General features: G+C 63.0%; 11 protein-coding genes. 10 read left to right on the forward strand and 1 reads right to left on the reverse strand.

Annotation, left to right across the window (positions count from 1 at the left end; genetic code table 11):
* Positions 1 to 13 precede the first annotated feature (13 nt).
* The 6 genes from xylB to M0654_RS03165 all read left to right on the forward strand — a co-directional run bounded on the left by xylB (position 14) and on the right by M0654_RS03165 (position 7,955).
* Positions 14 to 1,468 (forward strand): xylulokinase, encoded by a 1,455-nt coding sequence (xylB, locus tag M0654_RS03140; RefSeq protein WP_248681795.1) that lies wholly within the window; start codon positions 14 to 16, stop codon positions 1,466 to 1,468.
* A 122-nt stretch (positions 1,469 to 1,590) separates the two neighbouring features.
* Positions 1,591 to 2,901, forward strand: a complete 1,311-nt coding sequence (gene xylA, locus M0654_RS03145; protein WP_248681796.1) for a xylose isomerase — start codon at positions 1,591 to 1,593, stop codon at positions 2,899 to 2,901.
* A 231-nt stretch (positions 2,902 to 3,132) separates the two neighbouring features.
* Positions 3,133 to 4,656, forward strand: a complete 1,524-nt coding sequence (locus M0654_RS03150) for a sugar ABC transporter ATP-binding protein (protein ID WP_248681797.1) — start codon at positions 3,133 to 3,135, stop codon at positions 4,654 to 4,656.
* Positions 4,657 to 4,658: 2 nt separating this feature from the next.
* Positions 4,659 to 5,672 carry an ABC transporter permease gene (locus tag M0654_RS03155; protein WP_118850504.1) on the forward strand — a complete coding sequence of 338 codons (1,014 nt, stop codon included), beginning with the start codon at positions 4,659 to 4,661 and terminating at the stop codon, positions 5,670 to 5,672.
* A 75-nt stretch (positions 5,673 to 5,747) separates the two neighbouring features.
* Positions 5,748 to 6,710, forward strand: a complete 963-nt coding sequence (locus M0654_RS03160) for a substrate-binding domain-containing protein (RefSeq protein WP_118850503.1) — start codon at positions 5,748 to 5,750, stop codon at positions 6,708 to 6,710.
* Between the two features lie 192 nt (positions 6,711 to 6,902).
* Positions 6,903 to 7,955: a sugar phosphate isomerase/epimerase family protein gene (locus M0654_RS03165; RefSeq protein ID WP_248681798.1), complete on the forward strand. Its 1,053-nt coding sequence runs from the start codon at positions 6,903 to 6,905 to the stop codon at positions 7,953 to 7,955.
* A gap of 5 nt (positions 7,956 to 7,960) precedes the next feature.
* Here M0654_RS03165 and M0654_RS03170 read toward each other — a convergent pair whose 3' ends face one another.
* On the reverse strand, positions 7,961 to 8,596 hold the full coding sequence (locus M0654_RS03170; protein WP_248681799.1) for a CatB-related O-acetyltransferase: 636 nt from the start codon (positions 8,594 to 8,596) through the stop codon (positions 7,961 to 7,963).
* A 197-nt stretch (positions 8,597 to 8,793) separates the two neighbouring features.
* On the opposite strand from M0654_RS03170, the gene M0654_RS03175 reads away from it, so the two are divergent.
* From M0654_RS03175 to M0654_RS03190, 4 genes are all read left to right on the forward strand, one after another.
* Positions 8,794 to 9,966, forward strand: a complete 1,173-nt coding sequence (locus M0654_RS03175) for a Gfo/Idh/MocA family protein (protein ID WP_248681800.1) — start codon at positions 8,794 to 8,796, stop codon at positions 9,964 to 9,966.
* Positions 9,967 to 10,143: 177 nt separating this feature from the next.
* A complete protein-coding gene (locus M0654_RS03180; protein WP_248681801.1) occupies positions 10,144 to 11,526 on the forward strand; it encodes a GH1 family beta-glucosidase in 1,383 nt (460 codons plus the stop codon).
* A gap of 310 nt (positions 11,527 to 11,836) precedes the next feature.
* Positions 11,837 to 12,877 (forward strand): methionine ABC transporter ATP-binding protein, encoded by a 1,041-nt coding sequence (locus M0654_RS03185; protein WP_248682000.1) that lies wholly within the window; start codon positions 11,837 to 11,839, stop codon positions 12,875 to 12,877.
* Positions 12,867 to 13,535: a methionine ABC transporter permease gene (locus M0654_RS03190; protein ID WP_118850497.1), complete on the forward strand. Its 669-nt coding sequence runs from the start codon at positions 12,867 to 12,869 to the stop codon at positions 13,533 to 13,535. The genes M0654_RS03185 and M0654_RS03190 overlap by 11 nt, the downstream gene beginning before the upstream one ends.
* Positions 13,536 to 13,598 lie beyond the last annotated feature (63 nt).

Here is a 13,598-nt window from a genome sequence, read left to right on the forward strand (position 1 = left end):
TAGGAGAAACACCATGTATCTTGGTCTCGATCTCGGCACGTCCGGTGTCAAAGCCATGCTCATCGACGGCGATCAGAAGATCATCGGCTCGGCCAGCGGTTCCCTCGACGTCTCGCGCCCGCATTCCGGCTGGTCGGAGCAGGATCCGGCACACTGGATCCGGGCGACGCAAGAGGCAGTCGCCGGGTTGAAGGCGAAGTTCCCGCAGCAGCTCGCGGCCGTGAAGGGCATCGGCCTGTCGGGACAGATGCATGGCGCCACGCTGCTCGATGCTGACGACAAGGTCCTGCGGCCGTGCATTCTGTGGAACGACACGCGTTCCTTCCGCGAGGCGGCGGAATTCGATGCTAACCCGATCTTCCGCAATCTCACCGGCAATATCGTGTTTCCCGGCTTCACCGCGCCGAAGCTTGCCTGGGTGAAGAACAACGAGCCGAAGATTTTTGCCAAGGTGGCCAAGGTGCTGCTGCCGAAGGACTATCTGCGCCTCTGGCTGACGGGCGAGCACATCTCCGAGATGTCGGATTCGGCCGGCACCTCCTGGCTCGATACCGGCGCCCGCAAATGGTCGAGCGAGTTGCTCGCCGCAACCGATCTTTCCGAAGACCAGATGCCGAAGCTCGTGGAAGGTACCGAGCAGGCGGGCATGCTGCGCGGTGAGCTGAAGCTCGCCTGGGGCATCCCGGGCGATGTCGTCGTGGCCGGTGGGGCAGGCGACAATGCCGCATCCGCCTGCGGCATGGGTACGGTTGCCGAAGGAAATGCCTTCGTGTCGCTCGGTACCTCGGGCGTGCTGTTTGCCGCCAACGCCTCATACCTGCCGAAGCCGGAAAGCGCGGTCCACGCCTTCTGCCATGCGCTGCCGAAGACCTGGCACCAGATGGGCGTCATCCTGTCCGCGACCGACGCGCTCAACTGGTATTCGCATATCGCCGGCAAATCCGCCGCCGAGCTGACGCAGGAACTGGGCGATACGCTGAAGGCGCCGACCGGCGTCACCTTCCTGCCGTATCTTTCCGGCGAACGGACCCCGCACAACGACGCCGTCATCCGCGGCTCGTTCATCGGGCTGGGGCATGAAAGCAGCCGCGTGGTGCTGACCCAGGCGGTGCTCGAAGGCGTCACCTTCGCCATCCGCGACAACCTCGAAGCGCTGAAGTCTGCGGGTACGTCGATTTCCCGCGTCACCGCCATCGGCGGCGGCTCGCGGTCGCGCTACTGGCTGGCGTCGATTGCGACGGCGCTCGGCGTGCCGGTCGATATTCCGGCCGACGGAGATTTCGGTGCAGCCTTCGGGGCAGCGCGCCTTGGCCTGATTGCGGCGACGGGCGCCGATCCGGTTGCCGTCTGCTCGGCTCCGAAAACGGAAGAAACCATCGATCCGGTGACAAGTCATGGCGAGGCATACGAGGCTGCCTATGCCCGCTACCGTGCCGCCTATCCCGCGATCCGTACGATTGGACATTGAGTTAGGAGCCCCCTCATCCGGCCCTTCGGGCCACCTTCTCCCCCGCGGGGAGAAGGTGCCGGCAGGCGGATGAGGGGGCCACCCCCGCGACCAACAACTTCAGATATCTAAGGAGGAATATCATGAGCACTGGCTTTTTTGGCGATATCCAGAAGATCAAATACGAAGGCCCGGACAGCACCAATCCGCTCGCCTTCCGCTTCTACAATCCGGACGAAATCGTCGCGGGCAAGCGGATGGAAGACCATCTGCGTTTTGCGGTTGCCTACTGGCACACGTTCACCTGGCCGGGCGGTGACCCCTTCGGTGGTCAGACCTTCCAGCGCCCGTGGTTCGAGGACAGCATGGCGGCGGCGAAGATGAAGGCGGATGTCGCCTTCGAATTCTACCAGCTGCTCGGCGCACCCTTCTACTGCTTCCATGACGCCGACGTTCGCCCTGAAGGCAAGACATTTGCCGAGAACACCAGGAACCTCAACGAGATCGTCGACTACTTCGAAAAGAAGCAGGCCGAGACGGGCGTGAAGCTTCTCTGGGGTACGGCGAACCTCTTCTCGCACCGCCGCTTCATGGCCGGCGCCTCCACCAATCCGGATCCGGATGTGTTCGCCTTCTCCGCGGCGACGGTGAAGACCTGCATGGACGCCACCAAGCGCCTCGGCGGTTCCAACTACGTGCTGTGGGGTGGTCGGGAAGGCTACGAGACCCTTCTTAATACCGACCTGTCGCGCGAGCTCGACCAGATGGGCCGCTTCCTCAACCTCGTCGTCGAATACAAGTACAAGATCGGCTTTGAAGGCACGATCCTGATCGAGCCGAAGCCGCAGGAGCCGACCAAGCACCAGTATGACTACGACGTCGCGACCGTTTATGCCTTCCTGCAGAAGCACGGGCTGGACAAGGAAGTGAAGGTCAATATCGAGCAGGGCCACGCCATCCTTGCCGGCCATTCCTTTGAGCACGAGATCGCGATGGCCAATGCCTTTGGCATCTTCGGGTCGATCGACATGAACCGCAACGACTACCAGTCCGGCTGGGATACCGACCAGTTCCCCAACAATGTGCCGGAAATGGCGCTCGCCTATTACCACATCCTGCAGGCTGGCGGCTTCAAGAACGGCGGCACAAACTTCGATGCAAAGCTGCGTCGCCAGTCGCTCGATCCGCAGGATCTGCTGATCGGCCATATCGGTGGCATGGATTGCTGCGCCCGCGGCCTGAAGGCTGCGGCCCGCATGGTCGAGGAAGGCGCGCTCTCGAAGCCGCTCGAAGAGCGTTACGCCGGCTGGAACAGCCCCGAAGCCCAGAAGATGCTGCGTGGCGAATACAAGCTGGACGACATCGCCGCCATGGTGGAACGGGAAAACATCAATCCCGAGCCGCGCTCCGGCCGCCAGGAATACCTGGAGAATGTCGTCAACCGCTACGTCTGAGCGGTTCAGGAAACGGAGGCTGCGGGAGAACCCGCAGTCTCCCCATCCCGCCTGCGGATAAGTGAGGGTTTGCGGGGAGGGACGACCAGTTGTTGCTTTACGTACCTCAAAAACTGCGCTAGCTTTTTGGCCGGGAGGAGTTTGCGTGCGTTTTCATATGCCAGAGTCTGTCCGTGACGTTTGCGCGGGGCGAGCCGTCGCGCGCGCCTTCCCTGTTGCGGGTGAGCCACGATGAAAGACGTTCCCGCTCCCGCCGGGTCTCCGCTCCTGGAGGCAATGGGCCTTTCAAAGACGTTCGGCGTGGTCGAGGTCCTGAAGGACATCAACATCACCGTGCGTGCAGGCGAAGTGCATGCCATCATCGGCGAAAACGGCGCCGGCAAATCCACGCTGATGAAGATCCTTGCCGGCAACCAGCCGCCGACCCGCGGCGAGATGCGCATGGATGGCGAGGTCGTCAGCTTCTCCGGGCCGGTCGACGCCGAGAACCATGGCATCGTCCTGGTGCACCAGGAAATCCTGCTCGCGCCGGACCTGACGGTGGCGCAGAACATCTATCTCGGGCGCGAGATCCGGAAGGGGCTTTCGCTCGATGATCGCGCCATGAACGAGGGTGCGGAAAAGGCGATCCGCGACCTCGGCGGCGACCTCGACCCCCGCACCATCGTGTCCAGCCTTTCAATTGCCCAGCGCCAGCTCGTGCAGATTGCCCGCGTGCTTCTCGTGCCGCATCGCCTCGTCATCTTCGACGAGCCGACCGCCTCGCTGACGCCGCATGAGACCGAGGCGCTGCTGAAGGTGATCAACGACATCCGCGCCAAGGGCGTCGGTGTCCTGTACATTTCCCACCGCCTGCCCGAGGTGAAGGAAATCGCTGACCGCGTGACGGTGCTGCGCGATGGCCGGCTCGTCGCCTCGCATGAAGCGAGCGAACTGCAGCCGTCCGACATGGCGCGGCTGATGGTCGGACGCGATGTCGCCAAGCTTTATCCCGATCGCCAGGCGGCAACGGTGCGCGAAACCGTGCTGGAGGTCGAGCATTTCGATGTGCCGGGTTTCGCGCATGACGCGTCGTTCCAGCTTCGCCGCGGCGAAATCCTCGGCTTTGCCGGCCTGGTGGGCGCCGGTCGCACGGAACTGATGGAAGGCATCGTAGGCCTGCGCTCCGGGCGCGGCAGCGTGCGCTTCAACGGGCACCCCGTCAGCTTCACCGATGTCCATACAAGCCTCAAGGCTGGCGTTGCCTATCTGTCGGAAGACCGCAAGGGCAAAGGCCTGCTTCTCGCCAAGGACCTGCTCGTCAACCTGACGCTCGCCTCGCTCAACAAGTTTAGCGGGATGTTCCAGATCGATGCGAAGAGGGAAGCCCAGGCGCTCGACCAGGCGATCCGCGATTTCGACATCCGCACCGGCAACAAGTCCATCCTGGCCGGGCAGCTTTCGGGTGGCAACCAGCAGAAACTGCTGCTTGCCAAGATGATGCTGCTCGATCCGAAGGTCGTCATCATCGACGAGCCGACACGCGGCATCGACATCGGCAACAAGGAACAGATCTACAAATTCATCGCCAAGCTGGCAGAGGAGGGGCGCTCGATCATCGTCGTGTCCTCCGAAATGCCGGAACTGATCGGCATCTGCGACCGCATTCTGGTGATGCGGTCCGGCCAGATCGTTGGCGAGGTCACGGGGGAGCACATGAACGAAAACGAGATCGTCCAGCTGGCGACGGGCGTGAAGATCGGGGAGGCTGCGTAGGCATGTCATCCGCTGCAACCGATACGCCGAGCAATCCGACCAAGGCGCCGAAAACCTCGCGTGACTGGGACATGGCGGCGATTGCGCCCTTCATTGCACTCGCCCTGCTGCTGGTGCTGGGCTATTTCGCCAACCCGAATTTCGTGACCGTTGCCAACCTCAGCAACGTCGTCACCCGCAGTGCCTTCATCGCCATCATCGCGCTCGGCGCGACCTATGTGATGACCGCCGGCGGGCTCGACCTTTCGGTTGGCTCCATGCTCGCCTTCGTGGCGAGCCTGATGATTATGTTCATGAATTCAGGGCAGATCGCCGACCCGATGCTGATGCTGCTGGCAGCGATGGGCTTGGCCCTGCTGCTCGGCGCAGCCTGCGGCCTGTTCAACGGCATCATCACGACTGTCGGCCGGATCGAGCCGTTCATCGCCACGCTCGGCACGATGGGGATCTATCGCGGCCTGACCTACTGGCTGAGCCAGGGCGGCGCCATTACCGTGCGAGACCGCGAGCTCATCACGCTCTACCGGCCCTTCTATTCCGGCTCGCTGTTCGGCGTGCCTGTGCCGATCATCGTCATCCTCGCCACGGCTGCGATCTGCGCCTTCGTGCTTTACCGCACCCGCTACGGGCGGCATGTGACGGCAGTTGGTTCGAACGAGGATGTGGCACGCTACTCCGGCATTTCCATCAACCGGGTGCGCACGATCACCTATGTGATCCAAGGCCTCTGCGTTGGCGTGGCGGTGCTGCTTTACGTGCCGCGTCTCGGCTCCACCTCGGCGACCACCGGAAGCTTCTGGGAACTGCAGGCGATCACGGCCGTCGTTGTCGGCGGCACGGCCTTGCGGGGCGGCGTTGGGCGCATCTGGGGGACGGTGTGCGGCGCGATCATTCTGGAGGTTGTCGGCAATATCCTGCTCCTGTCCAACTTCATCAGCGAATACCTGATTGGCGCCATGCAGGGTGCGATCATCATCATCGCCATGCTCGTCCAAAGGTCGCTGATGCGCAAATAACCGTGAAATCGACCGGGCCTAGGGGTCGCGTCCGGTCCTCATCTTAGAAGACCTCGTTTTAATGGGAGAGAGAAAATGCGTAGAAGAACATTCGGTCTGGCTGCTGCGGCGCTCGCCGCAACGGTTGCCATCGGGCCGAGCTTCGCCATGGCACAGGACAAGAAGGTCACCATCGGCGTTTCTATTCCGGCCGCCGACCATGGCTGGACCGCCGGCGTCGTTTACCACGCCGAGCGCGTCGCCAAGCTTCTGATGCAGGAGCACCCGGGCCTCAACGTCATCGTCAAGACCTCGCCGGATGCCGCAAGCCAAGCCAACGCCGTGCAGGACCTTTCGGTACAGGGCCTTGACGCTCTCGTCATCCTGCCGACCGATCCGGACCAGCTCGTCAACTCCATCAAGGACGTGAAGGACGCGGGCACGTTCGTTGCTCTCGTCGACCGCGCGCCTTCGGTCAACGACAACTCGATCCGTGACCTCTACGTCGCCGGCAACAACCCGGCTCTCGGCGAAGTCGCCGGCAAGTACATTGCCGAAACCACGCCGGACGCACAGGTCGTCGTCATCCGCGGCCTGCCGATCCCGATCGACCAGCAGCGCCAGGACGGCTTCGACAAGGGCATCGAAGGCTCCAACGTCAAGGTTCTCGACCGCCAGTTCGGCAACTGGAGCCGCGACGACGCCTTCAAGGTGATGCAGGACTTCCTGACCAAGCACCCAAAGATCGACGTTGTCTGGTGCCAGGACGACGACATGGCCGTCGGCGTGCTGGAAGCCATCGAACAGGCCAAGCGCACCGACATCCAGTATGTCGTGGGCGGCGCCGGCTCCAAGGACATGGTCAAGCGCGTCATGGACGGCGACAAGATGATCCCGGTCGACGTTCTGTATCCGCCGGCAATGGTGGCGACTGCCATGCAGCTCACCGCGGGCAACTTCTATGATCAGGTTCCGGTCAGCGGAAACTACATCCTGGACGCAACCCTGGTGACCAAGGACAACGCCAAGGACTTCTACTTCCCCGACTCTCCGTTCTGATCTCCAGAACCGGATCGCTTATCACTTGAAACCCTTTCCCCGCGTCATGCGGGGGAGGGGACGTGCCCTGCGCGGCGCATATGGTCGAAACCGCAGGGTGCCACATCGTGCCTCTCCCCCGTGGGGGAAAAGGTACCGGCAGGCGGATGAGGGGCAGGCCCCCGTCCGAGCGACAATATCACGGAGGTTTTCATGAAGACGATCAAGGGCCCTGCCATCTTCCTCGGCCAATTCGCGGGAGATGCCGCGCCGTTCAACTCCTGGGACGCCATCACCAAATGGGCAGCCGACAAGGGTTACGAAGGCGTCCAGGTGCCGACCTGGGCCGGCCAGCTGATCGACCTGAAGAAGGCGGCCGAATCCAAGGATTATTGCGACGAGTTTGCCGGCGTGGCGCGCCAGAACGGCATCGAGGTCACGGAACTTTCCACCCACCTGCAAGGCCAGCTGGTCGCCGTCCACCCGGCCTATGACGAAGCCTTCGATGGCTTTGCCGTTCCGGAAGTGCGTGGCGACCCGAAAGCCCGCCAGGAATGGGCCGTCAACCAGGTGAAGATGGCGCTGTCGGCCTCCAAGAACCTCGGCATCAAGGCGCATGCGACCTTCTCCGGCGCGCTCGCCTGGCCCTTCATCTACCCCTGGCCGCAGCGCCCGGCAGGTCTTGTCGAGACTGCGTTTGACGAGCTCGCCCGCCGCTGGACGCCGATCCTCGACCATGCGGAAGAGTGCGGCGTCGACGTCTGCTACGAGATCCATCCGGGCGAAGACCTGCACGATGGCGTGACCTTCGAGATGTTCCTCGAGCGGGTGAAGAACCACAGCCGCGCCAACATGCTCTACGATCCGTCGCACTACGTGCTGCAGTGCCTGGATTACCTGGACAACATCGACATCTACAAGGACCGGATCAAGATGTTCCACGTCAAGGACGCGGAATTCAACCCGACCGGCCGGCAGGGCGTCTACGGCGGCTACCAGGGCTGGGTGAACCGCGCCGGCCGCTTCCGGTCGCCGGGCGATGGCCAGGTCGATTTCGGTGCGATCTTCTCCAAGATGGCCGCCAATGACTTCGACGGTTGGGCCGTGGTGGAATGGGAATGCGCACTGAAGAACTCCGAGGACGGAGCCCGCGAAGGCGCCGAATTCGTCCGCGCGCATATCATCCGCGTGACCGAGAAGGCGTTCGACGACTTCGCATCAGGCGGCACGGACGAGGCCGCAAACCGCCGGATGCTGGGTCTGTGACAGGCTCAGCCGGCTTTCAGGGCGGCAAGGTCGCCGCCCTCGATTGCCGGCAGCGCGGCCTCGATCCGGTCGATCGGCCAGTCCCACCAGGCGATCGCGAGAAGCTCATCGATCACATCCTCGGTGAACCGCCGGCGGATCAGTTTGGCCGGGTTGCCGCCAACGATGCTGTAGGGCGCGACATCACCGGTGACGACCGAACCGGCCGCGATGATCGAGCCGGCGCCGATCGTGGCGCCGGGCATCGCCAGGCTGCCGTAGCCGATCCACACGTCCGGGCCGACCACCGTGTCCTTGGCCGGAAGGTCGGCATAATCGGCCATGGTATGCGGCTTGAAGATCCGAAAGGGGTAGCAGCTGAAGCCCTGCATCGGGTGGTTGGCCGAGCTCGTAATGAACTTCACCCCATGCGCCAGTTGTACGAAGGGGCCGATCACCAGCTTCTCGCGGCTGAAGGGGTAAAGATAGGGCGCGATCGCGCCGGCGACGTCCGCCGGCTCGTCGAAGCTCGAATAATAACTGTAGTCGCCGACGGTGATGCGCGGATGCTCGATCACCCGGTTGAGGTGGACGGTGCCTTTGACGGTGGTGCCGTCGGCAAGCGTGATGGGATGGACGGCGTCCGCATGGAGCAATGGCATGATGGGACCTTTCAACGGAGGAGTGTCCGCAGCGCTTGAGGCGCGACGGCAAGGGCTTGGTGTTGAAGCCTCCTCGGTGGAGGCGGGTCCTAGATGTTCACTGCCAGGGCATCCTTCTGTGGGCGAGGCCGAAGACTGATACGCCGATGAGGCAAAGTTAAGAGCAACTTCGGTTGCGCAGCGAAAGGGAGAAGACGATGGCTATCGAAGGCAAGGACGAACAGGCACGCGAGCCGCGCATCCGGCTTGGAATGGTTGGCGGCGGGCAGGGCGCCTTTATCGGCGCGGTGCACCGCATGGCCGCACGGCTCGACGATCAGTTTGATCTCGTTGCCGGCGCATTGTCCTCCACACCGGAAAAGGCAATCGCCTCGGGCCGCGACCTCGGGCTTCATCCGTCGCGCACCTATGGCTCCTACAAGGAGATGGCCATCCGCGAAGCGCGGCTGAAGGACGGCATCGAGGCCGTGTCCATCGTCACGCCGAACCACGTGCATTACGAAGCGGCCAAGGAGTTCCTGCGCCGCGGCATCCACGTCATCTGCGACAAGCCGCTGACCTCGAACCTCGCCGACGCCAAGAAGCTGAAGAAGGTGGCCGACGAGAGCAAGGCGCTCTTCATCCTCACCCATAACTACACCGGTTACCCCATGGTGCGGCAGGCGCGCGAAATGGTCGCCAACGGCGATCTCGGCAAGATCCGCGTCGTGCAGGTGGAATATCCGCAAGACTGGCTGACGGAAGCCGCCGAGCAAACGGGCGCCAAGCAGGCCGTTTGGCGCACCGATCCGGCGCAGTCGGGTGCGGGTGGCTCCACGGGCGATATCGGCACGCATGCCTACAACCTTGCCTGCTTCGTGACTGGCCTGACGCTGACGAGCCTCGCGGCCGACCTTGATAGCTTCGTTCCTGGCCGCCGGCTGGACGATAACGCCCATGTCATGCTGCGCTTCGATGGTGGAGCCAAGGGCATGCTGTGGTGCAGCCAGGTGGCGCCGGGCAACGAAAACGGACTGAAGCTGCGGGTCTATGGCGAAAAGGGCGGCATCGAGTGGTGCCAGGAAAACCCGAACTACCTGTGGTTCACGCCGTTCGGCGAGCCGAAGCGCCTCATTACCCGCAACGGCGCCGGCGCCGGTGCCGCCGCAGGACGGGTGTCGCGCATCCCATCGGGTCACCCGGAAGGTTATCTCGAGGCCTTCGCAACGATCTACACGGAAGCCGCGCGCGCCATCAACGCCGCCAAGAAGGGCACCAAGCTCGACAAGGACGTCATCTATCCGACGGTGGACGATGGCGTGAAGGGCGTGGCCTTCGTCGAGGCCTGCGTTGCCTCCTCCAAGAAGAACGGCGCCTGGGTCAAGCTCTAGGCCCCGGCTTTGGCCCACGGGTTTTGCACGCGCAGGGTCGCTGAAGATCCTGCGCGACCCGCGCCCCGTGGGCAAGCCAGCATTGCGTGTCTTGCGCTGTACAACCACTGGCGCCTCGGCTACATCGCCGTCGCAAGAGGCCCCCATTGGGCGAAATCCTGAAAGGCTGGCCAGGTTATGACCAAGACACCCGATCCCAAGCAGTTTGCAACCCGCTTCCCCGGCGACTTTTTGTGGGGCGTGGCGACGGCCTCCTTCCAGGTCGAGGGGGCGACGAAGGCGGATGGCCGCAAGCCCTCCATCTGGGATGCGTTTTCCAACATGCCGGGGCGTGTCTTCCAGGGCCATAACGGCGATGTCGCCTGCGACCACTACAATCGCTGGGAAGAGGATCTCGACCTCATCAAGGACATGGGCGTCGAAGCCTATCGGTTTTCGATCGCCTGGCCGCGCATCGTTCCGGAAGGCACCGGCCGCATCAACGAAAAGGGCCTCGATTTCTACGACCGTCTGATCGACGGCTGCAAGGCGCGCGGCATCAAGACCTATGCGACGCTCTACCACTGGGACCTGCCGCTTTCGCTGATGGGTGACGGTGGCTGGACGGCACGCTCCACCGCGCATGCCTTCGAACGTTACACCAAGGTGGTGATGGAGCGACTTGGCGACCGGCTCGATGCGGTCGCGACCTTCAACGAGCCCTGGTGCATCGTGTGGCTGAGCCACCTCTACGGCATCCATGCGCCGGGCGAACGCAACATGCAGGCGGCCCTTGCGGCCATGCACCACGTCAACCTGGCGCATGGCCTCGGCGTGGCGCAGATCCGTGACATCGCACCGGACGTGCCGGTCGGCCTGGTGCTGAATGCGCATTCGGTCATCGCGGCTTCCGACAAGCCGGAAGACCAGGCGGCGGCCGAACGCGCCCACCAGTTCCACAACGGCGCCTTCTTCGATCTGGTCTTCAAGGGCCAGTATCCCGACCAGTTCCACGAGGCCTTGGGGGCTCGCATGCCCGCCGTGGAAGAGGATGACCTGAAGATCATCAGCCAGAAGCTCGATTGGTGGGGCCTCAACTATTACACGCCGATGCGCGTCGCCGACGATTGCGCCCGCACCGGGGACTTCCCCTGGACGGTGGATGCCAAGCCGGTCAGCGATGTGAAGACGGATATCGGCTGGGAAGTCTATTCGCCGGGCCTGAAGCTTCTCGTTGAAGATCTTTACCGCCGCTACGATCTGCCGGACTGCTACATCACCGAAAACGGCGCCTGCTACAACATGGAGGTGGTCGACGGGGAGGTGGATGACCAGCCGCGCCTCGACTATTATGTCGAGCACCTGTCCGTCGTTTCCGACCTCATCGTCGACAACTACCCGATGAAGGGGTACTTCGCCTGGAGCCTGATGGACAATTTTGAATGGGCAGAAGGGTATCGCATGCGCTTCGGCCTCGTTCATGTTGACTATGAGACGCAGGAGCGGACGGTGAAGAACAGCGGCAAGTGGTATCGCCAGCTGGCCGCTGAATTCCCGCGGGGGAACCACAAGCCGGGCTGACCGCGAAGAACTTGGAACGTTTTTCTCGTTCTGCCCGATAATTGAAATACTGTCCCTGTCAAAACCGATTGGGGCGGGGCATCTATGCGGCCGTTAAACTTCTTGTTCTTTAGTGAAAGCCGAATTAGATGCTCCGGAAAGTCAACTGTCATCGAATGTGCTGCCTGGCTGCATGACGTGCCCGGCGCCTGTGCCGTGATGACCAGACTGAAAACGTGAGCCTTACATGACGATCCCTTTAGCTGCGACACCAGTCGCGCCTGCCCCTGTGGGCGAACAAGTGGCTGACCGAGCGCCCGGCCAGGCGCCCATGGTCGACTTTCAATCCGTAACCAAGCGCTTCGGCAGCAGCCGCGACGAGAACCAGTTCACCGCACTCGATGGCGTTGATCTTTCCGTGGCGCGCGGTGCCATCACCGGCATCATCGGCCGCTCCGGCGCCGGCAAGTCGACCCTCATCCGCCTCGTCAACGGGCTGGAGAAGGCAACGTCGGGCCGCGTCGTCGTCGATGGCGTCGAGGTCGGCAGCCTGTCGGAAACGGGCCTGCGGGACCTGCGCCGCCAGGTCGGCATGATCTTCCAGCACTTCAACCTGCTTTCTTCGCGCACGGCCTTTGACAACGTCGCGCTGCCGCTCGAGATCGCCGGCGTCGACAAAAACGAAATCCGCGCCAAGGTCGGGCCGCTGCTCGATCTCGTCGGGCTCGGCGACAAGGCCGACCGCTATCCCTCGGAACTTTCGGGTGGCCAGAAGCAGCGCATCGGCATTGCCCGCGCGCTCGCCACCTCGCCCAAGCTGCTGCTTTCCGACGAGGCGACCTCGGCGCTTGACCCGGAAACCACCCAGTCGATCCTGGCGCTCCTCAAGCAGATCAACGCCGAGCTCGGGCTCACCGTTCTGCTCATCACCCATGAGATGGAAGTGGTGAAGACCATTGCCTCGCATGTCGCGGTGATCGATCGCGGCAAGATAGTCGAACAGGGCCGAACCTTTGACGTCTTCACTGGCGCCAAGCATGAAACGACGCGCTCGTTGCTCTCGGCTTCGCTCGGCACGCAGCTGCCGGAATGGATCCGCGGTAGCATGAAACCGCAGCCCGGCGCCGGCGACCGGATCCTCGTGCGGCTCATCTTCTTCGGCGACACGGCGTTCCAGCCGCTTACCGGCCGCCTGGTGGCTGAGCTTGGCGCGGATGTGAACATCCTGGCCGGCAGCATCGAAGAGATTGCCGGCGAACCCTATGGCTCGCTCGTGGTGGCTTACCCCGCCGAACCTGCGGTCGTCGAGCGCGCCAACCGTTTTTATGCCGAAAGCGGCCTTTCCACGGAGGTGCTCGGTTATGTCGCTTGATATGCTCATCGGCCTGCTCACCAAGTCGCTCGGCCAGACGCTGCAGATGGTGGTGATCGCCGGCCTGATCGGATCGCTGATCGGCCTGCCGATCGGCATCTTCCTTGCCACCAGCGGCAAGGGCGAACTTTTTCCGGCCCCGATTGCCAACCGCATCCTCGGCGCGATCGTCAACGCGACGCGCTCGACGCCGTTCATCATCCTCGTGGTGGCGATCATCCCGTTCACCCGCTTTGTCACCGGCACCTCGATCGGCACCTATGCCGCCATCGTGCCGCTGACCATCGCAACCATCCCTTTCTTTGCGCGCCTGGTCGAAGCGGCGATCCGCGAAGTCGACAAGGGGCTGATCGAGGCTGCCCGCGCCATGGGCGCCACCCCGATGCAGATCGTCTTCAAGGTTCTGCTTGCAGAAGCACGCCCCAGCATCACGCTTGCCATCACGATGACCCTCGTCAGCCTCATCGGCTACTCGGCCATGGTCGGCGCGGTCGGCGGCGGTGGCTTGGGCGACCTCGGTATCCGTTACGGCTACCAGCGCTTCATGCCGGAAGTCATGCTTGCCGTCGTCGTCGTGCTGATCGTGCTCGTGCAGATCGTGCAAAGCGCCGGCGATGCACTGGCCCGCCGTTTCGACAAGCGCAACCGCAAGACCTGAGTTTTCTAAATCCCGCAATACCAGCCTCCCAAGACTGGCCTGACAACCAAACGACAAGGAAGC

It is taken from the genome of Neorhizobium turbinariae (assembly GCF_023223505.1).
Classification (GTDB): Bacteria; Pseudomonadota; Alphaproteobacteria; order Rhizobiales; family Rhizobiaceae; genus Neorhizobium; species Neorhizobium turbinariae.

What these genes read in the sequence shown, in the direction of transcription:
- xylB (WP_248681795.1), top strand. Translation starts at nt 14, where the DNA reads ATGTATCTTGGTCTCGATCTCGGCACGTCCGGTGTCAAAGCCATGCTC.
- M0654_RS03165 (WP_248681798.1), top strand. Translation starts at nt 6,903, where the DNA reads ATGAAGACGATCAAGGGCCCTGCCATCTTCCTCGGCCAATTCGCGGGA.
- M0654_RS03180 (WP_248681801.1), top strand. Translation starts at nt 10,144, where the DNA reads ATGACCAAGACACCCGATCCCAAGCAGTTTGCAACCCGCTTCCCCGGC.
- M0654_RS03160 (WP_118850503.1), top strand. Translation starts at nt 5,748, where the DNA reads ATGCGTAGAAGAACATTCGGTCTGGCTGCTGCGGCGCTCGCCGCAACG.
- xylA (WP_248681796.1), top strand. Translation starts at nt 1,591, where the DNA reads ATGAGCACTGGCTTTTTTGGCGATATCCAGAAGATCAAATACGAAGGC.
- M0654_RS03150 (WP_248681797.1), top strand. Translation starts at nt 3,133, where the DNA reads ATGAAAGACGTTCCCGCTCCCGCCGGGTCTCCGCTCCTGGAGGCAATG.
- M0654_RS03185 (WP_248682000.1), top strand. Translation starts at nt 11,837, where the DNA reads ATGGTCGACTTTCAATCCGTAACCAAGCGCTTCGGCAGCAGCCGCGAC.
- M0654_RS03175 (WP_248681800.1), top strand. Translation starts at nt 8,794, where the DNA reads ATGGCTATCGAAGGCAAGGACGAACAGGCACGCGAGCCGCGCATCCGG.
- M0654_RS03190 (WP_118850497.1), top strand. Translation starts at nt 12,867, where the DNA reads ATGTCGCTTGATATGCTCATCGGCCTGCTCACCAAGTCGCTCGGCCAG.
- M0654_RS03155 (WP_118850504.1), top strand. Translation starts at nt 4,659, where the DNA reads ATGTCATCCGCTGCAACCGATACGCCGAGCAATCCGACCAAGGCGCCG.
- M0654_RS03170 (WP_248681799.1), bottom strand. Translation starts at nt 8,596, where the DNA reads ATGCCATTGCTCCATGCGGACGCCGTCCATCCCATCACGCTTGCCGAC.